The organism is Sphingomonas sp. BK235, from assembly GCF_004345855.1.
In the GTDB taxonomy this organism is placed as follows: domain Bacteria; phylum Pseudomonadota; class Alphaproteobacteria; order Sphingomonadales; family Sphingomonadaceae; genus Sphingomonas.
The window spans coordinates 1-22,227 of sequence record NZ_SLXN01000018.1; the positions used below are offsets into that span (position 1 = coordinate 1).

At 61.0% G+C, this 22,227-nt stretch carries 16 protein-coding genes and 1 pseudogene; 12 read left to right on the forward strand and 5 right to left on the reverse strand.

The genetic code is table 11. The features are described from left to right. Nucleotides 1-1,199: 1,199 nt before the first annotated feature. Nucleotides 1,200-1,526 carry an immunity 53 family protein gene (locus EV292_RS22075; protein WP_132911434.1) on the reverse strand — a complete coding sequence of 109 codons (327 nt, stop codon included), beginning with the start codon at nt 1,524-1,526 and terminating at the stop codon, nt 1,200-1,202. Between the two features lie 421 nt (nt 1,527-1,947). On the opposite strand from EV292_RS22075, the gene EV292_RS22080 reads away from it, so the two are divergent. After that, complete coding sequence (locus EV292_RS22080) at nt 1,948-2,451, forward strand: hypothetical protein (protein ID WP_132911435.1); 504 nt, start codon at nt 1,948-1,950, stop codon at nt 2,449-2,451. 245 nt (nt 2,452-2,696) lie between these two features. On the opposite strand, the gene EV292_RS22085 is transcribed toward EV292_RS22080, so the two are convergent. Beyond that, complete coding sequence (locus EV292_RS22085; RefSeq protein WP_132911436.1) at nt 2,697-4,253, reverse strand: glycosyltransferase family 39 protein; 1,557 nt, start codon at nt 4,251-4,253, stop codon at nt 2,697-2,699. A 296-nt stretch (nt 4,254-4,549) separates the two neighbouring features. On the opposite strand from EV292_RS22085, the pseudogene EV292_RS22090 reads away from it, so the two are divergent. Then, nucleotides 4,550-5,434, forward strand: a pseudogene (locus tag EV292_RS22090) (integrase core domain-containing protein). Between the two features lie 147 nt (nt 5,435-5,581). On the opposite strand, the gene EV292_RS22095 reads toward EV292_RS22090, so the two are convergent. Together EV292_RS22095 and EV292_RS22100 are read right to left on the reverse strand one after the other, a co-directional pair. Then, nucleotides 5,582-7,435, reverse strand: coding sequence for a nucleoside-diphosphate sugar epimerase/dehydratase (locus EV292_RS22095; protein WP_243693922.1), 1,854 nt, complete (start codon nt 7,433-7,435; stop codon nt 5,582-5,584). 104 nt (nt 7,436-7,539) lie between these two features. Further along, entirely contained in the window at nt 7,540-8,103 is a 564-nt protein-coding gene (locus tag EV292_RS22100) for a sugar transferase (protein WP_132911438.1), read from the reverse strand. 104 nt (nt 8,104-8,207) lie between these two features. On the opposite strand from EV292_RS22100, the gene EV292_RS22105 reads away from it, so the two are divergent. Continuing rightward, nucleotides 8,208-9,095: an NAD-dependent epimerase/dehydratase family protein gene (locus EV292_RS22105; RefSeq protein WP_132911439.1), complete on the forward strand. Its 888-nt coding sequence runs from the start codon at nt 8,208-8,210 to the stop codon at nt 9,093-9,095. After that, on the forward strand, nt 9,092-10,336 hold the full coding sequence (locus EV292_RS22110; protein ID WP_165927243.1) for a glycosyltransferase family 4 protein: 1,245 nt from the start codon (nt 9,092-9,094) through the stop codon (nt 10,334-10,336). The genes EV292_RS22105 and EV292_RS22110 overlap by 4 nt, the downstream gene beginning before the upstream one ends. On the opposite strand, the gene EV292_RS22115 is transcribed toward EV292_RS22110, so the two are convergent. Beyond that, nucleotides 10,316-12,034, reverse strand: coding sequence for a tail fiber domain-containing protein (locus EV292_RS22115; protein WP_132911441.1), 1,719 nt, complete (start codon nt 12,032-12,034; stop codon nt 10,316-10,318). The two genes, EV292_RS22110 and EV292_RS22115, sit on opposite strands and share 21 nt — an antisense overlap. 304 nt (nt 12,035-12,338) lie before the next feature. On the opposite strand from EV292_RS22115, the gene EV292_RS22120 reads away from it, so the two are divergent. From EV292_RS22120 to gmd, 8 genes are all read left to right on the forward strand, one after another. Beyond that, nucleotides 12,339-13,757, forward strand: a complete 1,419-nt coding sequence (locus EV292_RS22120; RefSeq protein ID WP_165927244.1) for an O-antigen ligase family protein — start codon at nt 12,339-12,341, stop codon at nt 13,755-13,757. A gap of 119 nt (nt 13,758-13,876) precedes the next feature. Next, a complete protein-coding gene (locus tag EV292_RS22125; RefSeq protein WP_132911443.1) occupies nt 13,877-14,485 on the forward strand; it encodes a polysaccharide biosynthesis/export family protein in 609 nt (202 codons plus the stop codon). A gap of 59 nt (nt 14,486-14,544) precedes the next feature. Further along, the gene (locus EV292_RS22130; RefSeq protein WP_132911444.1) at nt 14,545-16,731 is read left to right on the forward strand and encodes a polysaccharide biosynthesis tyrosine autokinase; all 2,187 of its coding nucleotides are present in this window, start codon (nt 14,545-14,547) and stop codon (nt 16,729-16,731) included. A 55-nt stretch (nt 16,732-16,786) separates the two neighbouring features. Next, nucleotides 16,787-17,956, forward strand: coding sequence for a hypothetical protein (locus tag EV292_RS22135; RefSeq protein WP_165927245.1), 1,170 nt, complete (start codon nt 16,787-16,789; stop codon nt 17,954-17,956). A 79-nt stretch (nt 17,957-18,035) separates the two neighbouring features. Further along, on the forward strand, nt 18,036-19,406 hold the full coding sequence (locus EV292_RS22140; protein WP_132911446.1) for a flippase: 1,371 nt from the start codon (nt 18,036-18,038) through the stop codon (nt 19,404-19,406). Next, nucleotides 19,393-20,382 (forward strand): nucleotide-diphospho-sugar transferase, encoded by a 990-nt coding sequence (locus EV292_RS22145; protein ID WP_132911447.1) that lies wholly within the window; start codon nt 19,393-19,395, stop codon nt 20,380-20,382. The genes EV292_RS22140 and EV292_RS22145 overlap by 14 nt, the downstream gene beginning before the upstream one ends. Next, the gene (locus EV292_RS22150; protein ID WP_132911448.1) at nt 20,375-21,091 is read left to right on the forward strand and encodes a class I SAM-dependent methyltransferase; all 717 of its coding nucleotides are present in this window, start codon (nt 20,375-20,377) and stop codon (nt 21,089-21,091) included. Before EV292_RS22145 ends, EV292_RS22150 begins: the two co-directional genes overlap by 8 nt. A 43-nt stretch (nt 21,092-21,134) precedes the next feature. Continuing rightward, nucleotides 21,135-22,220 carry a GDP-mannose 4,6-dehydratase gene (gene gmd / locus EV292_RS22155; RefSeq protein WP_132911449.1) on the forward strand — a complete coding sequence of 362 codons (1,086 nt, stop codon included), beginning with the start codon at nt 21,135-21,137 and terminating at the stop codon, nt 22,218-22,220. Nucleotides 22,221-22,227 lie beyond the last annotated feature (7 nt).

The following is a 22,227-nucleotide window of genomic DNA, read 5'->3' on the forward strand; positions in this document are numbered from 1 at the left end:
CGCTCGTGAGATGGGCAACTTGCCTCGGCTTTGACCGGCTTCGGGCTGAAAGCTGACGTGCGGCGCCGGACAATTTGATGTCCGGTATTGGCAGGGTAAGCGGAATGGCTGCTTAGGGCACATTCCCGCAGGACGGCTGGCCGACGGCCCTTGAGGATTGGTATCTAACAGCGATCGTGGTTATAACGAGCCATGATCAACCCTGCCGCGTTCACATGGTTGCCGCTAGTGGCGGTCAGTTGGATCGCTATAGCGATCGCCATTTCGGCAGCATTTCGGAAGAAGCGAGGTAAGCCAATCTTTCCAACAGCGCCGAAGGACGCTATATTTTCTGAACGCGGTTGCTCTGGCCGTTCTCTCGACACACCCTGGGCACGTGTAGGCGGCGCACGAAACTGCTTACTTGTGGTACTAAGACCACATGAGCTGTCAATCACGCCAACTTTACCGTTTAATCTGCTGTTCTTGCCCGAGATCTATGGCCTTGATCACAGCCTCGACACCTCGGCTATCAGGGAGGTATGCGAGGAGAAGGTCATTGTCGGCAGGCGCCTAACGATAAGCTACGCCGAACCAAAGGTTCGCCGGGTTGAGCTCCGCCTTCGGCACCACGATGCTTTCATCGATAGCCTGCGAAAGATTGGCGTTCGCGTTATCAAGGTCTAATTGACTGCTCCTAGGGAGCTCGCCTGACCAGCCGAATGGCAGCAATTGGGCGGTTCCGCCTAGTCGCTGCCGCTCTTCTTCCCGGGCCCGAACTCGATCCGCACGCCCAACCCTCCGCCCTCGACGGCACCCAAGGTCACTCCTTGTGCGAGGTGTAGACGAAGCGGCGTGCTCAGAATGCTCTTGGACTCGGGGAGGTCCGGCAGGGCGCGCAGGCGAAATTTCTCCTGATCGTCTCGGCCGCAGACGACTACCTCGCCGCTCGCGGTCGGCGGGCATCGTGACGACACCGCCTTGAGGCCGTCAGGAACCTGAAGAGGGCCGGCAGGCCTCGCCGAGGTCGAAGGCGCCGGGCCGACCATCTCGGTAGCGACTTGCTGTGCATACATCACGCATCGTCTCCCGAGCGGGACGATGGGGACTGATTGTGTCCGGTTGATGGCGCCAAGCCGAAGGCGTTATGCGGCTGCAGAGACTGGCAGGAAAGCAGACGAGCTGCTATTAAGCCGGGGATGGCGGAGGCTGACATCCAGCTATGCTGATGCCTCAACCCACCGGCGGAACACGATGACGGAGGCCGACAGGTCCAAGGGTCCGCAGGCGATGGTAAAGATATCACCTTCTATTCGGGCGTCCCACCAACTGCCGGTTTGCCGCCATTCTTCCAAGTCGTCACACGGCTCGCCGTGCTTAATTGGCTCGAAGACGCGGCCATGCATGTCAGTGTTAATCAAATCGATCTTGATCAACCATCCCGGGTTATCAAGCGTGTCGATCTTCACTCCATACGAGTGCTCCCAATCGGTGTTGCATTGAGCCAAATACCATTGGCTGAGCCAATCCAGATTGTCGTCGCTCATGCCGTTGGTATCCGCTCTCGCCATCATGTCCGCAATGGAGATCTGAGCGATTCGCGAGGAACGTCCGTAAGTGGGCGCTTCCGGCCGCTTACCGCGTGACCGAGCCCGCTGCTGTCGCAGCGGGTCCAAGCGCGCAAGAGCCGACAGGTCACCGCGTCAGCGGGGGCAGCGCTGCGCTGCTTGGGGGGGCTCCACGCTGCCCCCGCTGCCACCACAAGTGTCATTTCTATCTGGCGAAGAATGTGTCTTTTCTAACTGGCGGCAACAGCCAATGTGAGGGTGCAATCTAGATCGAAATGCGAAAACCGACTGATGTGCGGGTTCCACCCGGCTGAGGGTTGCGCATGGGCAGCGACACGCACCTGGATCCGGGGCATGGTGCGCCTCAAGATCCCACCTCGGACGAAGTGAGCCAGCGACCATGGGTACGTCGATCGACAAGCACTTCGCCGCATGGTGCCGCCTCGGCGGGGCGCGGCTGGTCGAATTCACCATGGCTATCCAAGATGTCGTTGTAGCGCCGCTCCTCGAGCGCGGCTTTCGCCGGGTCACACGATACATGGAAGATCCCTCCGACGTTGTACCTGTCAGGCAGATCAGGCTTGAACGGTCGCGGGGGGAGAAGATTGACGGCATCACCTTCAACTTCGACAAGTATCGCCATCCGTCCTGTCAGATCCATATTGAGCAACGGATCAAAGGAGATGCCTCCCGGTGGCTTCGTGCGGCCAACGTAGTGAAGCGGCCGGCGCAGTACATCTGCTTCTGGGGAGCGCCATGGTGGCTCCCGAAACGGCTCTGGATGCCCTCACACTCGCGTAAGACAGCTCAGCGCTTGCACGAGCTGGTGCCTGTGATGTTGGTGTTCCTTGAGGATGGTCAGCTAAGCCGAAACCTTCGACTCACGGCCACGCGCGAGCCTTAAACAACCTGGTCGCGACGGTTTCTCCCTCAGGCACGCCACACTCTTTGACAACGTCGTTTACCGCCCCATCGTCGACGCCGGCCGGACCGCGCAATGGCGGGTTGAGCGCGAGGCCACGCGGCCAGCTGAGAGCGCGCTCACCAGCGAGAATGACGTAATGCGCTTGATGCCGAACCCGCTCGAGGCTTCAGCGAGGCTATACTACTTCACCGAGCGGTGCGAGACCTTCACGATCCTGCCGGCGATCAAGGCACGAGCTGACTAGCCGGTCGGTCACTACAGCGACAGAGATCCCGCCGGACATTGATGATGTAGCTCCGAGTGCCCCAGCCCTCCATACGCTTGCTGTATTCCACGTAGTTCATGGACAAGGCCTTCGCGATCAGGGTCCGAGTTGTCGGGTTGTAAAGCGGCACCAGGCGTCTGTCCGATGTCACGATGACAGCCGGACGAGCCGCGAGGATCCGACGCATTTCCCTTCCCGAGTCCACCCCTAAAGCGCCTGCCTCGACAATGTTATCGAGATGATCAGGGTACGCGAACCGTGAGGGGGGCGCGGCTTGGCTGGCGACATACAGCGCCGACGGTCCGTCCCATATGAACAATGAGCCATGACCTAGGAACTGTTTCACATCCGATGCCATCCCCGCGAGCGTCGCACGCGATCGACGATTTGCCTTGATCGCGTCGTAGGGCAAAAACACTCCGATCCAAATCAAAGCGGCCCCTAATACCGGCAAGCCGACCGTGCGATTGAAGAAGAGAGGTAGGGACAAGATTACCATCGGCGCAATCAGCGGCAAGGTGTAATGGTCGTAGAAATTGCCTATGCAACTGAACCCTACCAAGGCGGCTCCGGTCCAGCCGAGAAGAAGGAGGCGATCTTCCCTGGGTATGTCGCTCGCTCGAGCTAGTCGCAATCCTCCGATCAGCGCCATTCCGAACATTGGCATGCCAACGACAATGATGAAGCGGATCAATCTCGCCTGAAAGGCATCCTGGAGGCGAGCACGGAGGAATATGGATGTGAAGTTCGCCTGCACGAACTCGGGGCCATGACCGAGCGCTTCATAGGTGAGCCAGGCCGATAGAGTCGGTAATAGCGCCAATGTCGCCCATAGCGTAATCCACGCCGTGGCTTGCCGCGCCGCCATGGTACGCCATGCGATGGCCGCGAGACCGAGACCGAGCAACGCGACCTCAAATATCGCAGTGTATTTTACCTGGATAGCCATGCCTCCAAGCAGCATAGCCAAAAGACCACGGTGCTTGATAGTTTCTGGTTCGTCGATGCTACGAAGAACAAGCAGAACGGCGCTGACGATTAATAAATTGTAGAAGACGGGCGATTGACCATTCGCGCCACCGAAGACCATCGTCCAGCAGGGGTACAGCAGTGCGATTGCGAACGCTGCGAAGGTATCGGCATAGCGCCGAACGATATTCCAGATGACAAACGCGGTCAGCGCTGAAGAGAGGATACCGGCCAATTGCACTCCGACAAGCCCGCCTCCGTTAAACGGATGCAGGCCCGCATAGATTAGAAAAAGGCCAACAGGTTTACGATCCCAGATATCAACGTAAGGAAGGTCACCCTTCCACATTCGGTCCGCGACGAGGCCGTAAAACTCCTCATCCACATGATAGTCAGGATTGCCTAGAAACCCAATTCGAGGCAGAGCTACAATACAAAGAAGAACAACGAATACCCACAAGCGACATGTTGGGACGAAAAAGGCGCGGCTGACAGCCTCGGCTTGACCCAGATTAAATACCTCGGCCGCGTTATCCGCTCGCACCATCGCTCTCCCGGATTGATCCACGAGGCATTTCTAGTCTATTATGGTTAAGGATCTTTTAAGCACGTAACCCCTTTTCCGATCCTGCCAGCACAACGAGGGTTGCTACCCGAAAGGCAACTACTCTCATCCGGCCCAGATTCGCTGAATGGTAGAACGATTTGACCCGAGGCCGATAAAGACGCCATCGCCGCGCTGCCGGCAGCTGGCCTACTCACTGTTGACGTCCTTCCGGTTTTTTTTCCGGCTTGAGCGAGAGTTTTCCGGCCCCTTGAAGTCTTCGGGCAAGGAGCTGGGACATGAAGAGGTCGAGGTACACGGAAGAGCAGATCGCGTTTGCGCTGAAGCAGGCGGAGACGGGTACGCCCGTGGCCGAGGTGATCCGTCGGATGAAAGTCTCGGAGGAGACGTTCTACCGCTGGAAGAAGGTGTATGGCGGGCTGGGCGTCGGTGAGCTGCGGCGAGTAAAGCAGCTAGAGGACGAGAACCGGAAGCTGAAGTGGCTGGTCGCAGACCTGATCCTGGACAAGCACATCCTGCAGGACGTCCTATCAAAAACACTCTGACGCCTGGACGACGGCGCGAGATCGTCGCGCACGTCCAAGGTCCCACGGCGGCAGCGAGCGGCGCAGCTGCCTTGTGCTGGGCGTCGACCGCTCGTCGGTCCGCTATGTGTCGCATCGGCCGGACCAGGCGCCGCTGCGGCTGCGCATCCATGATCTGGCGGCGACGCGCTGGCGGTACAGCTGTTTTCGCATCTACATCTTGCTGCGCCGGAAGGGGTGGCTCGTGAACCACAAGCGTGTGTACCGGCCATACCGGGAAGATGGATTGCGCCTGCGGCTCAGGGGTCCTCGTCGAAAGGTCAGCGCTGCGAACCGAGAGCGGCAGCCTGCGGCCTTGGCTGCGAACGAGCTGTGATCGATCGTTGGGCCTGCGAGAACGGTGTCACGCTGGACTTCGGCCGACCGGGCAAGCCGACCGACAATGCCTTCGTGGAGTCGTTCAACGGCCGCCTTCGCGACGAGTGCCTGAACGCGCACTGGTTTCTGTCGCTGGCCGACGCCCGTGCCAAGATCGAGGCTTGGCGGCGAGACTACAACGAGAGCCATCCTTACACATCGCTTGGCTGGCTGACATCGGTCGAATATGCTGCTGCCGCGGCCAAGATCGCGGTTGAATGAACACCGGAAACTCACCCTGAGGCTGGATGAGCAATCGGGGTACCCTCACAACAACCGCCGGTCTCTGGCTCCGGCTGGATGAAAGTCGGGGGTCACGTCACGTCGTCAAAGGTCCGCAGGTTCGCCGATGGGCACGGCGCGCCCACTTCAGCCAACCTGCCGTCCGCGTTTGACGTGCTCTGAGTCGGTCGTCGAGCTAAATTCAGGCACAATCGCCATCAGTGTCTTCTTCGCAGCTCGTTCGTCCCTCGCTCCAATTTGCATGCGGAGCTGGTCTAGGAGTTGGCGCAGGCGTGGCTCTTCGATAAATCCCTCGCGCGCTCGCATGATACGCGGGTGCGATGACGGCTCCGGATTGTCGCCGATCAGCAGCTCTTCGTACAACTTCTCTCCTGGACGAAGGCCGCTGATCTTGATTTCAATATCGCCGTCGGGCGTCGACTCGTCGCGGACCCGGAGACCGGACAAGGACACCATATTATAGGCGAGATCCAGAATACGCACTGGCTCCCCCATATCCAACACGAAGACGTCACCGCCCCGAGCCATGGCGCCCGCCTGAATCACGAGCTGGGCGGCCTCCGGGATCGTCATGAAGTACCTCGTCATCTCGCTATGAGTCAGTGTGATGGGCCCCCCAGCGATGATCTGCGAGCGAAACAAAGGGACCACGGACCCGCTTGACCCTAAGACGTTGCCGAACCGAACCATTGAAAAACATGTTCTACCCGACCTTACCGCGAGCGCCTGGAGTACGTTCTCCGCTGCTCGCTTAGTCGCTCCCATCACGTTGGTCGGACGCACTGCCTTATCTGTGCTGATCAGAACGAAGCTATCGGCCTTATGCTCCAGCGCCGCTTCGGCAACGTTCAGCGTCCCAAAGGTGTTGTTGAGAATCCCCTCATTGATATTGCTTTCGACGAGCGGCACATGTTTGTAGGCTGCGGCGTGGAAGATTGTGCTGGGTTGCCAGTCCCCCACGATGGAGAAGATCCGATCTCGGTCACGAACAGAAGCGATAAGCGGCACAAGCGTGGTACCGAGAGCGCAGAGCGGCTCAAGCTCACGATGGATCGAATACAGTGCAAATTCGCTGGAATCTAGCAGCAGCAACGTCGCAGGTTCGTAACGAATAATCTGTCGGCATATTTCCTGCCCGATCGACCCACCAGCTCCTGTGACAAGGACAGTTTTGGCAGCGATGTTCTTTCTCATCAACAGCTCATCAGGCGCGATCGGAGTTCGGCCGAGCAGATCGTCAATATCTACTTCATGCAATTCGCTGGTTGAAACTTTACCGCGCGCGATGTCGACCACGGCGGGGAGCGTTTGCACGCGCAAGCCCTGTTCTTTGAGAAGCGACACGATCTCGGCGCGACGAGCGCGAGAGCAGGACGGCATCGCGAGCAAAATGTCCGACAGGCCGAAACGCTCCACTAGATCGGCGATGCGATCGCCAGCGAATACGGGCAGCCCCATCACCGTGCCACCCACGATGCCGCGGTCGTCGTCGAGGAAGCCCACCAGGTGCATACCCCGCGAATCGGTGATCGCGGAAGCCAGCTGACGGCCAGCGGAACCCGCGCCATAGATCATGGTGGCACCCTCGTCGGCTTGATTGTTGAGCCACCGCGGCGTGCCGGTAAGCCACTGCTGGATCAGGATGCGCGATGACGCGATCAACAGCAGCACGAGCAATGGTTGCAGGATGCCGACGGTTCGCGGTACGTCGGCGACGCCCTTGATGCTGAACACACAGCAATAAATCGCACCGTACAGCGCGACCGCCCGGGCGATGGTGACGATGGCAGGCCAGCCAGCATAGCGGAAAATGGCCCGGTATAGACCAAAACGAATGAAGATTGGCAGCGCCAAGGACGCCGACAAGAGGATCGGCAGAAAAATCTCGTAACCGCCCCGAGGGATCTCGCCCAGTCTGATGAAAAAAGCGATCCAGGTCGCCACCACCAGAAGAAAAGAATCAAAGCCAAGCGCAACCACTCGCTTTATGCTTCGCGGTTGAGATACGAAGAAGTCCGAAAAGCTAGGTCTTCTAATCATAAGAAACGATATCACTCGAAAAGAGGTTTGCAATCAACTGGCGTTCAGTGATGCACCCCTTCTTTGATAAAAACTTTGACTATCGTAAGATAGATGATCTTCAGATCAAACAGAAAGCCGCGTCGAGCGAGATATTCTCGTTCCATTGCAACTTTCTCAGGTATCGACAGATTGTCACGTCCATTGACCTGCGCCCAGCCAGTCACACCGGGAACAAGCCGGTGAATGTCGTGGCGTGTGCGTAGCTCCACGAGATCATCCTGATTGTAGAGCGCGGGGCGCGGACCGACCAGCGTCATGTCCCCACGTATGACACTGAACAATTGCGGGATCTCGTCGAGGCTGGTCGCTCGCATCACTCGACCCAGGGGGATCAATGCCGCAGCCGGATCAACGAGCAAATGCGTCGCGACTGCTGGCGTATCGCGCCGCATTGTCCGGAATTTTGGCATGGCGAACAACCTGTTGTCACGACCCACGCGGTGTGACCAATAGAGCACGGGTCTCCCATCGGCGACAAAAATCGCTATCGCCACCAAACCGGCGAGCGGCAGAGCGATGGGCAAGGACAGGATCACCGCGAACAGATCGAAGAGGCGCTTTGACATGGAACCCGTTGCTTCTATGCCACGCGTCCTTAGCGAGGTTAGCCGACGGAAGAAACCATTACCCAGCGATCCCTGGACGGCCGCCCCCAAGCCGATGAGATGCCATGATGACCCCCGACGGACGTATATTGATTATCGGTGGAAATAGCGGAATTGCTCGGCATCTGCTTGAGGCGTCTCCCAGGGCGACGGCGGTGGCGCGCGGGACCGCGGCCGACCATCGCCGCGTGCGCGCGATCGGATGCTACACGCGGCTGACGGAACGCGATTTCGAAGGGTTCGACGCGGTGATCAATTGCGCCGGCATCGTCAGCGGCGATGCCGGCACGCTTGCCGCGGTCAACGTCGACCTCCCGCGGCGCTTGGCGATGTTGGCGCGGGCGGCGGGCGTGCGGCGTTTCGTGACGATCGGCTCTTTCTCGATTTTTGGCGCGAGAACCCAATTCGACGAGACTGCTCCGCCGCGTCCGAACGATGCCTATGGAGCCTCCAAGCTCGCCGCCGAGCGCGCACTTGAGGGGCTGTTGACCGCCGACTTCACCACGCTAACCGTTGCGCTGCCGGCCATCCTGGGCACAACCCGGGTGGGCAAGGTCGAGCGCATGATCAGGTGGTGGCAGCGGTTCGGCACATGGCCGGTGCCGCGCGGAGACGTCACGCGCTCGATGATCGGCGCCGATGTCGCGGCGGGCGTGCTCACCGCCGCGGCAGCTGGGAGCAATGTCGGCCGCGTGCTCGCGGCGGATCCGGTGCCGTTCCGTTATCGTCAGGTCGCGGCCTGGTTGCGGCAAGACGTCGGGGGGCGCTTCGGCTTGTCAAACCTCCCACCATCGGCTGTCAAAGCGCTTGAGCGTGTGGCGCCAGCGCTGCATCGTTCGCTGATGACCGACAGCTGGCTGCCTGACGAATTCAACTACACGATCGCTGCAGGCGTGGCGACCTCACTACGTCCCACACTCTGCGCGATGCTCCAGCAGGATCGGAAACATTGACCAACGTTCGCCTATGGGTCGTATCGGAGCTGTTCTACCCGGAGACGACCTCGACAGGCTATTTTCTAACCGGCATTGCCGAGGGGCTGGCCGTCGACCATGACGTTCATGCGCTGTGCAGTCGACCCACTTACAGTGAGCGCGGGCAGCGCGTGCCGTGGAGGGAGCAGCACAAGGGGGTCACCATCCAGCGGGTGCGATCATCGACATTCGCCAAGGACTGGCTTCTCGGTCGCGTTCTCAACATGATCACCTTCAGCCTGCTCGTGACGCTGACGCTACTGCATAAGTCGCGCCGCGGCGACGCCTTGCTGGTGGTGACTAACCCCCCATTGGCCACGTTGCTTCTAGGTATTGTGGCGCGCTGGAAGGGCCTACGCTCGATCCTGCTTGTCCACGATGTCTATCCGGAAGTGCTTCACGCGACCGGCCATCTTCGTCCGGCAGGCCCGGCCAGCCGGCTGATCGAGACTGTGATGCGTTGGGTATTCCGTCGGTACGACGATGTCGTCGTGCTCGGCCGCGACATGGCGGAACTGATCGCACGCAAGATCGGAACGGACCGACCGATCGTCATCATCCCCAATTGGGGCGACCCTGAGGAGGTGACGCCACTCGCCCGCGGCGACAATCCGTTCGCGATCGCACACGGGCTGGTCGATCATACAGTTATACAATTCTCCGGAAACTTGGGCCGTACGCACGACATCGAAACGGTTCTGGCCGCCGCCCGGCGCCTCAGCGATCGAGCCAGCCTGCGGTTCCTCTTCGTCGGTTATGGCGGAAAGACCGACATTATCGCCGACGCGAGCGCCTGTTTGCCAAACGTTCTCTTCGCGCCACGACAGCCTCGCGAGATGTTAGGAGCGATGCTGAGCTGCGCGGATGCCACGCTGATCGCTTTTAGCGACAAGATGCTTGGAGTGTCAGTGCCGAGCCGGATGTACAATGTGATGGCGGCCGGCGCGCCGCTGGTGGCGCTGGCGGATCCGCGCTCTGAACTCGCGCAGGTCATAACCGAGGAGACATGCGGCTGGACATTGACCACCGGCGACATCGACGGGCTCTGCGATCTGCTCACCCTCATCGACAGCCCCGCGGGCCGCCTGGAAGCTAGGCGCCGGGGCGAGAATGGTCGAAATGCGGTACTCCACCACTATACACGCGAGACCGTTGTCGCCGGCTTCGCCGCGCTGCTGGGGGATACACGCCGCGCGACGTCAGCGCCGCGCCGAACGTAGGGTCGCCACCTCTTCGCGCAATTCCTCAACGGTTGTGGACAGTTGCTGGATTGCCTTGATCAGCGGGGCGATCAATTCCTCATAACCAAGGGAAAGCACGTCCTCTCCACCGTTGCGCGAGTGATCTTGGAAGCCGCCGAAGTCGATACCGCTCTGCTCGATGACGGCGCGCACGTCCTGGGCCAAGAGGCCGTGATGAAAACGCGACCTCGTCTCGGGTGTGGCGCCCGCTGTCAACTGATCCGGGCGCAATCGCCAGCGAAAATCAACGGGCCGCAGCGAGCGAATGAAATCGAGCCCGAGTTTGGTCTCGCGGATGTCGGTTTTGTCACGCGCATCCGAGCGCAATTGAAGCGGTGCGAAGGCGTGAGGAACGGCATCGGAATTGCCGAGCTGAATCTGATTGTGACCCGTTACCTGTGAACCCAACCCTAATCCGGTGCAATTATTGAAGCCTCGAAGTCGCGAGAGCGCACCGGATCCTAGTGCGCTGTTGCCCTTGCCTGTGGTCAGCAGGATCAAGGCGTCCCGGCCAAACGCACTGTTCTCTGATGCGTCGGCCAGCGCGGAACTCAGGGCATAGGTGCCCACACCGGTGTTGTTGTGGCCGCCCACCAGGTTGGTGAGCGTGCCCAATCCCACGGCGACGTTGAATTTGCCTGTCTTGAGCCGCATCAGGGCTTCGGAACCGAGCGCCGTGTTAAGCGTGCCGCTCACGTTCGCGTTCATCGCCATGTGGCCGATCGCGATGTTACTTCCCGTCGCCTGTGCCTCCAGTGCGGCCCAGCCGATCGCGAGATTGTTCGATCCCGAATTGGTGACCAGCGCATAAGCGCCGAGCGACACGTTGCACTCGCCCGCTTGGGACAGTATCTGAGAATTGTGCCCGACGGCCACATTCCATTTGCCGGTCACGGTCTGCTGCAGACACAGCGCCCCGATCGCGAGATTTTCATAACCGTCGGTGCAGTCGCGCAACGCGGTATCTCCCAGCGCGATATTGTTCCAACCTAACCCGGTCTGCGTACCCAGGGCGGGCACAGTGCCGCCGCGCACGGAGGCAAGCGCGTCGTTGCCGATCGCCACGTTGCCGCTTCCGCTGACATTGGCCGCAAGCGCGTTGCAGCCCCAGGCAAAGTTGTTGGTTCCTGACACGTTGGATGCCAGCGCGCGCGATCCCATCGCAAAGTTTGCATATGCAATCCAACCCTTTGGAAGATGATCATACGCTATGGTGTCACGGTCGCGCGTTGCCACCCGCCCTTTGCCGAAGAAACACTGATTCGGTGTCGTTCCGGTCTCGACGCAAGCCGGAAGGATCATCGTGTTCGCACCGTGTTCGAACACCGCGCCGGGCTCGATACGCAGCGTCACGTCCTTATAGGCTGACCAGTCGACCGATCGGCTGATGCGCCAGCGCCCCGCCGGAACGTGGAGCGTCACTCTGCCCTCCTGCGACAACGAGGAGAGCGCGCGCGTGACCACCTCCGCGACATCACCGCCGCTGACCGCGCCGAAATCCTTGATCGAGACCCTCTCGTCGAGCTTGTCCGCGAGCGGCCGATCCACCGCGCCTCGCCGCGACGCCCGAATGGTCGCCCCACCGGTGTCGCTTCCACGGACCGTGTCGCTCGCCAGCAGCGGCGTGGTCCCAGCGGCCAAGAGGTTTCCTAGGTCACGTCGTGAGAAATCCGCCATCGTCACCGCTCCGCTTCACGAACCCATCTCTCCTAGCCACGCGATCACTCCTGCTGAAAGCCAAAACCCGCTAACGGCCGCCACAGCGCGGCAAGGCGAACAGCTTTGTCTCGCTTTGCTGGCCTCGTACGGCTACAGCGCGCACGTGCGCAGACATTGCACCCGACGCTGCATGCAGGATGCCCGATGGTCGCCGCGCCACGACCGTCATCCGGACCGTGTCGATGTTGACGATTGTAGCCAGGAGCCGTTCCGATAGATGACACGATCGCCCTCCTCAGCTCGCACGCGACCCGGATCCGCAGTGTCCCTCCCTCGCTCGCTCACGGCACCCTCGCTGGCGTTCGTCAACGTGGCGGTTGTTCTCGTCCTGAGCATGCTCCTGGGAGGTAGCTCGCGTCCGGACATCGCGACGCTGCCGCTGCTCCGCTTCGTGGCGGTTCTCGCGACCTTCTACGGGCTCTGGTCATTGCGCCGCGTCGACGTGACCGCACACTGGTTCCTACTTGGCATGGCGGGGGCGATTGTTGCGTTGATCGTGCTGCATCTGATCCCTCTGCCGCCGTCGCTCTGGGGCGCGCTGCCGGGGCGCGATATCCTCCGCGAGATCGACGACGCCGCGAACCTTGGGGGCACGTGGCGCCCGTTGAGTATGGCACCAGACTTTACCTGGAACGCGTTGTTCGCGCTGTCGGTGCCGCTCGCTGTGCTGCTGAACGGACTGCGGCTCGACGCCACGGAGCATCGGCGCCTCATGATCGTCGTCCTGATCGGCGCCGGGCTGAGCATGCTTCTCGGCCTGCTGCAGATCGCGAGTGCCACCGATGCCTTATACCTGTACCGACGCAGCTTTGTCGGGACACCGAGCGGCCTGTTCGCGAATCGAAACCACCAGGCTCTTTTCTTGGCGACGCTTCTGCCGCTTTTCGCTTTCCTGTTCGGCGATCGAGTCTGGGGACGACGCCCCACCGCGGTGGTTCGCTTCGTCAGCGTCGCCGGCACGCTGATCGCGATCGCGTTCATCGTTGTGCTGGGGTCACGCGCCGGACTGGTGACGGGTGTGCTTGGGCTGATCGGCGCCGGCTCGATCATCGTTTTACTTTGGCCCCGCGATCTCGGCGCCACCTCGCGACTGCGCTTGTGGGCCGCGGCGGCCGTGCTTCTCACCGTCGCGCTGATCATCGGGTGGGCGCTATTCGCAGGCACCGCAGACACAATTTCGCGAATTTCCACCGCGGGGGAAGGCGAAGGCGAGGAACTGCGTTTCGTGATCTGGCCGATCATCGCGCGCTCCTTCCCGATCTACATGCCTTGGGGCACGGGGGTCGGTGCTTACGAGAGAGTCTTTCGCGTCATCGAGCCGGATACGATCCTCCGGCCCACCTATTCCAATCATGCGCATAACGACTGGCTCGAGGTAGCCTGGACGGCAGGCATTCCCGGCGTGTTGCTGCTCGTGGTGGCGGTACTCGCCTTTTGCGTGACGATCCGGCGGGTGCTCCTGCTGCGGGGCGCAGCACGAGCGGTCGCGTGGTTAGGGCTTGTCAGCGTCGCGCTAGGCGCGATAGGGAGCCTCGTCGACTATCCCCTCCGCACCCCCTTCTTGTCCGCGCTGTTCGCCCTGTCATGCGTCTGGGTAGCGGCCGGACTCCGCGTGGATTGGACGGTAAGTAGGGGTGAGTCGCGTCAATTGGGTCGACGTGAAGGACGGGCACGCCAGTGAGTAACGCGTGGAGATGGAGATTGGGTCAGTCGTCCGCGGCCTTGGCCTGTGCTCTGTTGGCGAGTTGTGCCGGATCACTGCCCCCCCCTGCCCCGGGGATAACGCGGCTGGATCAGCAGATGCTGCCCGAACCGACGCGAGCCGATCTGCATTCCACCGCCGATACCTATCTCATCGGCGCTTACGATGAGATACGCGTCGACGTGTTCGGCGTCGATCGGTTGTCCAACCAGAACATCCAGGTCGACGCGAGCGGCCGCATCTCCTTTCCGCTCGCTGGCACCATCGAGGCGGCCGGACAAAGTCCGGCCGAACTGGCGGCATTGCTCGAGGCACGTCTCAAGGCCGCCTATGTACGCGATCCGCGTGTGACCGTGAATTTGACCAAGATCGTCAGCCAGCTCGTCACCGTCGAGGGGGAAGTGAAGGAACCGGGCATCTACCCGATTCTTGGCAAGATGACCCTCCTCAAGGCCGTCGCCTCAGCGAAGGGAACGACCGAGTTTTCCAAGCTGGAGGACGTGGTGATTTTCCGGACGGTCAATGGAAAATCGTATGCGGCGTTATACAACCTTCGCGCGATCCGCAGCGGGGCCTATGCGGATCCGCTGATCTTCTCCGGCGACATCGTGATGGTCGGCGAGTCGCGTGGCCGCCGCCTGTTCAAGGACTTCCTCCAGGTGCTGCCGCTACTTTCTACGCCGCTGATCGTCGCGCTCCAGAATTGAGCAGTGCATCTCGATGTATCTCCTCACGTCGCTTCGTCGCCAACGGACCTGATGCACACATGAGTTATGCTAACGATCGGACCGGTCCTGCGGTACTTACAGCCGAGACGCTGCCGGGCGACGCTCCGCAACGTGGTCTATTACCGCCGCTGCTGTTGCAATATTGGAGTAAAGCGCTGCGATGGCGTTGGATCATCCTCGCGATCATCGCGGGCTGTCTCCTCGCAAGCTTGGTCATCACGCTCCTCACGCCCAAGCGCTATACCGGCGAGGTACAGGTCGAGATCAGCCGGGAACAGAAGCAGATTACGAAGGTCGAGGGGCTCGAGTCGCAGGAGGCGGGTCGCGACATAGAGTTCTATGCGACACAATACGCGCTGCTCCGGACGCGCCCGCTCGCGGCTCGCGTTGTCAAGGATCTGCGCCTCATCAACAGTCCCGACTTCTTCGTCTCCCAAGGGCGCGGCGCGCGCTATGACGAGCTGAAAGACGATCAGAATACGGCCACGCTCAACCGTGAGGCTGTGGATCTTCTGCTACGCAATGTCGCGATCGATCCGGTTCGCACGTCTCGTCTGGTCAACGTTCGGTTTACCAGCCGATCGCCTCAACTCTCTGCCGCGATCGCTAATCAATGGGTGAAAGCCTTCATCGCAGCCAATATCGACCGTCAGTTTGCATCAACCGCTGAAGCCCGGCAGATTCTGGAGCAGCGGATCGGCGTCTTGCGCACGCGGCTCGAACAGTCGGAACGACAGGTCGTCACCTATGCGACCAGCCAAGGAATCGTCACGCTCGATCAGGTTCGCGACGAGACCGGCCGGTCGCTCGTAGGTCGAACACTCACCGCGTCCGATTTGGAGGCACTCAACACAGCGCTGAACCGCGCCACCGAGGCACGTATTCTGGCGCAGAGCCGCACCGGGTCCAACGCCAATCTCGCGTCGGAACTGTCAACCAATCAGGCGTTGGCGCTGCTTCGGCAGCAGCGCGCCGAAGCAGCTGGTGAATATGCGCGGCTGCTTGTGCAATTCGAGCCGGATTATCCTCAAGCGCGTGAGGCGCAACGACGAGTGCAGTCGATCGACGCAGCGATCACGCGCGAGGTCGCGCGGGTTTCCGGCGGTCGAAGCGAGGAATATCGCGAGGCGATGCGCCGCGAGGAGGAACTGCGCGGGCGTGTCGCGCAATTGAAGCAGCGCCTCGACGCGCAACAGCGTGCGAGCATTCAATATGCCATCTATCAGCGCGAAGCCGACACCAACCGTCAACTATACGATGCTCTGTTGCAGCGGTATAAGGAGATTGGCGTCGCTGGTACTGTCGCAGCAAGCAACATCGCGGTCGTCGAGCCGGCCGAGGTGCCGCTCAGGCCGTCCGCACCCAGCCTGTTGATCAACCTTACGGTCGCACTGCTAGCGGGTGTAGCGCTCGCGGCGATGACGGTTTTCGCGCTCGATCAGATCGACGAAGGTATTCACGATCCCAGCGAACTGAAGACTAAGCTGGGTATTCCGCTACTGGGCCACACGCCGTTGGTTCGTGGATCCATCCAAGCCGAGCTCAACAACACGAAATCGGCGTTTTACGAAGCATACTTTAGTGTTCGATCGAACCTTAGTTTCGCAACAGCACAAGGTTTCCCGCGATCGTTGATGGTCACCAGTACGCGGCCGGCAGAGGGCAAGAGTTCGAGTTCCTTGGCCTTGTCGCTCGTGGTCGGACGCACCGATCGGCGCGTACTCTTGATCGACGCCGATATGCGTTCCCCGTCTATTCATTCGCTCGTCGATTTGCCGAACGAGGTGGGTCTCAGCAACGTCTTGGCCGGCCAAGAAGATTGGCGAAATGTCGTGCAGCCCACCGCGTTCAAGAATGTATCGGTCATTTCCACCGGGCCGATGCCACCGAATGCCGCGGAGCTGCTGAGCGGCGGGCAGCTGGATCGACTGATGGCAGAAAGCATCGCCGAATATGATCATGTCATCCTGGACTCGCCGCCTATCCTCGGTCTCGCTGACGCCCCGCTCCTGGCGCGGGCGGTGGACGGTTGTCTCTTGGTCGTGGAGTCGAAGGGAGTGGCGGTGCGCGCGATCCGTTCTTCAATCGAGCGATTGCATATGGCGCACGGTCAGATCTTCGGCGCCGTACTGACAAAGCTCCAGTATCGCGACGGCGGCTACGGCCGCGGCTATGGTTATGGTTATAACTATGGTGACGAGCGGAGCTCGCGCGACGATGCCTGAGCGCGGCCCGCGGCGCACCCCATCGTGGCGCCACATCACGCCGGCTGGTGCCGTCATGGCGCTTGCGGCGTTTCTGGTTGCCGGTTTAGCAGCCCGCGACGCCGCGGTGCTTGCGACGGCGAGCCGTTACCCGCAACTCGCCGCTAAGCTGGCGCCAGCCAACGCCACCGCCATCGTCCATGTGTTCGATGACACGGTTATGTCCTCCGGCGATCTGCGGCGTGATTTCAAGGGCTGGATCGCAGCCTCGAGGCAGGCGCTGCGCGCCGACCCCCTGAACGCCAGCGCCTTGCGCTTGCTCGCCTATGTAACGGAGCTTCTTCCCGACGGGCAGCCGAGCGCGCGTCGCCTGATGATGCTGTCGGAACGGGCCTCGCGTCGCGATGTGCTCGCGCAAGTCTGGCTCATCGAGGACGCCGTCCGGCGCGGCGATGTCGAGGGCGCGCTCCACCATTATGATCGTGCCTTGACCGTTCGCCCCGGTATGGCGGGCACGTTGATCCCAATCCTCGTGTCGGCAACCTCGACGCCGGAGATACGCGCGGCGCTGGTGCCGTATCTTCGCGCTGATCGCGCGTGGACACACCCGTTTCTCTCCGTCGCGGTGGGTAAGGGACAGGACTTGGCAGCTGTCGCTGACCTCTTCCGACGCTATGGCGGGGCTCGCGCGGTACCTACCCACTCGGAGTATGAAACCCGGTTGCTGGCGCGGTTGGTCAATGAGGGCGATCTCGCCACAGCGCGCTCCTTCGCCGGGACGATGGGGATGAGCGCGGCAGCGAGAGCGCTGGGCTTCAGCGCGGCATCGACAGCGCCGCGTTTTCGGCCACTCACGTGGACCTTATACGACGGCGTCGATGGGGCCGCTGAGCTTGCTGCGGGCGATGGCCTCGCGGTGACGGTCGCGCCCGAGAAGCGCATCGTCGCCGCCAGCCGCATGATTGCACCAGCACAGGCTCACCTGATCCTTCGTCAGCGTTTCACCCTACCCGATCCGTCCGCTGCGCCATTGATCACGTGGCAAGCCTATTGCCGCCGGATCGATGGACCACAGCGTTTCTGGACGCGTGACTTGCCCGCCGTGACCGCGAATGAGATCGTACAGATGCCGCTTGACGTTCCCGAGGGATGCGTCGGTATCCAGCTCGACTTGCTGATGACCGGCACGATCGGCACATCCGATGCCAAGGCTTTGATTGATCGCGTCGACCTCGTCGCGCGCTGAGCCTCAACCCACATGGTTACGTCATGATCGCGTGCAGCGCGCCTCTCCATTTCTGCTCTGTGGCAGCGCAGTGGGCAGCGTGACTCGGCTGATCGTCTGGGCGCTGACAGCGGCGCAGGCGCTACGTGCGACCTATGGCCGCGAGATCACGAACATGGTATGGCTGTTCGCGGACAGGTTCCTGCGCGTTCTCGCCAACTTCGCGATCGGCATCGCTGCCGCGCGACTGCTTGGACCGGTGGATTATGGCGATATCAGCTATACGCAAACGATATTGACCTTCCTCACCCTTCTCGCCGCTGCCGGACTAAACGGCGTCGTCGTCAAGCGGCTTATCGACCAGCCTTCGGACGCCGAAGCCACGCTTGGCACGGCCTTTGCCCTACAGGCACTCGCGGGCACAGCCGCGGGTGTGATCACCGCCGCCCTCGCACTGACCGGGGGCAATGCCACCCGGCATGCGTTGTTGATCGCCATCGTCGCTTGTGGTGTCGCGCTGCGGCCGAGCGAGGTATATCGCTATTGGTTCGAGGCGAACGTGAACGCGCGCCGCGCGGTCATAGCGGACAACATCGGCTTTCTGGTCTCTGGTTCAATCAAGATTGTGATCCTCTATCGATATCGGAGCGTGGAAGCATTCGTCTGGACGATGGTGATCGAGCAGCTCCTCGGCGCGGTTTGTCTATACGTGGCGTATCGAACCGACCCCAGCCGACCGCACAGATGGCGAGTGGATGGCAAGTTGGGTTTACAGTTGCTACGTCAAGCGTGGCCATTGCTGCTGTCAGGCATCGCAGTCGCCCTCTATATGCGGATCGATCAGTTCGTCATCATGAAGCTGCGTGGTCCAGGCGAGACCGGCATCTATGCCGCGGCGGTGCGCCTCAGTGAAATGTTCTACGTCCTGCCGACGATCGTGGCGACGAGCTTCTTCCCGCGATGGCAATCGCTCATAGGCGATCCGGTCCGCCACCGCGCCATGGTTCAATCGACCATGGCCGGAATGATCGGCGGCTGCGTCATCATCTGCCTGGTCGTCACCCTGCTGGCGGGGTTCATCGTCCCAGCATTATATGGTGCCCGCTTTGCCGCAGCCGTGCCCGTGCTGATCGTCCATGTCTGGACCAGCGTCTTCGTCAGCATGGGTGTACTGGGTAATCAATGGTATCTTTCGCACGGCCTACAGGGCCGTACCCTCGCGTTCACGCTGATCGGCGCCGGCTGCAATCTGCTGACCAACTGCCTCCTCGTGCCATATTGGGGTGCCTTGGGCGCAGCGATCGCGTCAGTCGTCGCGCAGATCGTCTCAACCTTCGCTGCGGATGCGCTCAGCGCGCGTACCCGGCCGCTGTTTCTCATCAAAGTCGACGCCATCTTTTGGCCTGCACGCCTCATCTTCCGCGGGTTACGTCCGCGCCCTCCCACGGAACTCCGGCATGATGGAACCTGAAGCCAACCTCCCAGCCCATGGCGCCCCGCCTGCGATCCTGTTTCTCGTCTTCAATCGGCTGGACACGGCGGTCGAGGTGATGCGGGCGATCGCCATGCAACGTCCACAGCGTCTCTACATCGCCGGCGACGGTCCGCGCGGCGCGCGCCCGCATGAGGAGGCGGTCACGCGGGAAGTTCGCGACACAATGCTCGCGATGATAGACTGGCCCTGCGACGTGAGAACGCTGTTCCAAGATCAAAATCTGGGTTGCAGATCGGGCGTGAAAACCGCCATTGACTGGTTCTTCGCCAACGAAGCCGAGGGCATCATCCTTGAGGATGATGTCGTTCCCTGTCCGGATTTTTTCCGGTTCGCGGCTGAGATGCTGGACCGTTATCGCGACGAGCCGCGAGTCATGATGATCTCGGGTACCAACCCGTTGGGCGCGGCGTTGACCTCAGAACGATTTCTGTTTTCAAGCTTGGGATCGATCTGGGGATGGGCGACTTGGCGTGACTCTTGGGCACGATATGACGTCGACATGCGCGGCTGGGGGGCCGAGGCAGCGGCGCTATTACGACAACGGCACGGGCGAGATACTGCAAACTATCTCCAGCACATCTTCGACTTTCACCAGCGTCATGATGTTGACACGTGGGATACGCAGTGGATGTACGCTCTCCAGGCGAACGACGGCGTCAGCGTGGTCCCCGAGGCCAATCTCATCCGCAACATCGGCGTCGTTGGCACGCATTCGAGCGTCGAGATGCGGAACCACCACCTGGCATACGGCAAGATTGACTGGCCCATCCGCCCGCGCGACACCGGGATCAAGGATGATGCCACCTTCCGCGATCGGCTCACGCGAGAGTTGTTGTTGCCAGCCATGCGGATCTCGACGCTGTCACAATGGGCTCGAACGTTCGGGCTGCACGGCATGTTGAAAGGTGCTTATCGGATGATCCGCAAGGTAAGGAGCGGCACAGGTGATTGATTGGACAGCAAAGACGGACGATCCGCTCGACGCCGGCATGCGGCGGCAGCTGGAAGCATATTTGAGGGGCATATCGAAAATCGTCGATCGGAGCCTTCTGAGTTACTTCCGCGAGGCAGCCGCTGGGCGGGATGTTCTCCACATCGGCTGCTGCGAGCATTCGGCCAAATACATGAGCGTCGACGGCTGGAAGCATCGAGCTATCGCGGAGACCGCGCGCTCGTTGCTGGGCGTCGATATCAATGCGCCGGCGGTGGAGGCGATGCGCCAGCTCGGCTACGATGTCGTGCTAGCCGATGCCACCGGCGACACCGACATCGGCAAGCGGTTCGATTGCGTCATCATCGGTGACGTGATCGAGCACGTCAGCGATCTGGAGGGCCTGTTGCGTTTCGCCGACCGGCATCTAACGCCGGACGGCATCTTGGTCATCTCGACCCCTAACCCCTTCTTCGTACGTCACGTGACGCGCGCCTGGTTCTCGCGGCCAATGATCGCGAATTTTGAGCACGTGAGCTGGGTGACGGAAAGCAACATCATCGAACTCGTTCGCCGGACCGGCATGTCGCTCGAGCAGATCGTATACCCGGTTGGGAATTCGTCTAGCAATCGATCCATTGCCTTGCTCAAGCGGCTTAGTTACCGGATAGCCGGAACTGCATTGTTCACGACCAACGTGTATGTCATCAAAGGATCGGCTGCGGCGTGATAGTCACTGAGCTTCAGCCGCGCTCGGCCGGCGCACTACGCCTATGACGAAGCGCGCGTTCATCACTGGGATCGGCGGTCAGGACGGCTGGTACCTGGCCCAAATTCTCAATGAAAAGGGCTATGAGGTTCACGGTCTGACCCGTCGACCGCTCGACGATGAGGTGATTGGCGACGGCGTACCCGCGAGTGATCGACTTGCAGCGCACCTTCATTTTGGCGACCTGACCGACTCAAGCAATATTGCGCGCTTGGTTCGTGAGATCGCCCCTGACGAGGTATATAATCTTGGCGCGCAGAGCCGCGTCGCTGCCAGCTTCCACGCCCCGCTCTACACGGCCAGTGTTGACGGGCTGGGCACCCTCCGCGTTCTCGAGGCCATTCGGCTGTCAGGATTGGTAGATCGAACCCGGTTCTACCAGGCGTCAACGGCCGAGCTTTTTGGCAAGGTAAGCCAATCCCCGCAGAGCGAGACTACACCGTTCTATCCACGATCGCCCTATGCCGCCGCCAAGCTGTTTTCATACTGGACTACAGTAAATTATCGCGAGGCATACGGCATGTTCGCGTGCAACGGCGTGTTGTTCAATCACGATAGCCCACGCCGCGGTAAGGAATTTGTCACGCGCAAGATTACCAGCGGGATGGCGCGGATCAGCGTTGGTCTGCAACGCTCTCTCTCGCTCGGTAACCTCGATGCCAAGCGTGACTGGGGCCACGCGGCCGATTACGTCCGAATGCAATGGCTCATGCTACAGCGCGACGCGCCGGCAGATTATGTCATCGCGACCGGTGAACAACATTCGGTGCGGGATTTCGTGACATGGGCAGCCGCCGCTCTTGGCATTGAGATCCGTTTCTTCGGCAGCGGCGTGGACGAACACGGCATTGCAGCTCACGTCGTGGGCGAGGCCGCCGCTCACGTCAAGCAGGGAGACATACTGATACGAGTCGATCCGCGCTTCTTCCGGCCGACCGATGTCGTCGACCTGGTCGGCGATCCCGGCAGGGCGTTGAACGAGCTCGGCTGGTCGCCGCTCGTCACCGCGCGTGACATGTGCGCGGAAATGGTCGCGAGTGATCTTGCCGTCGCGCGTCGCGACGCGCGCCATATCCCGAGTGAAGGGTGAGGACGAC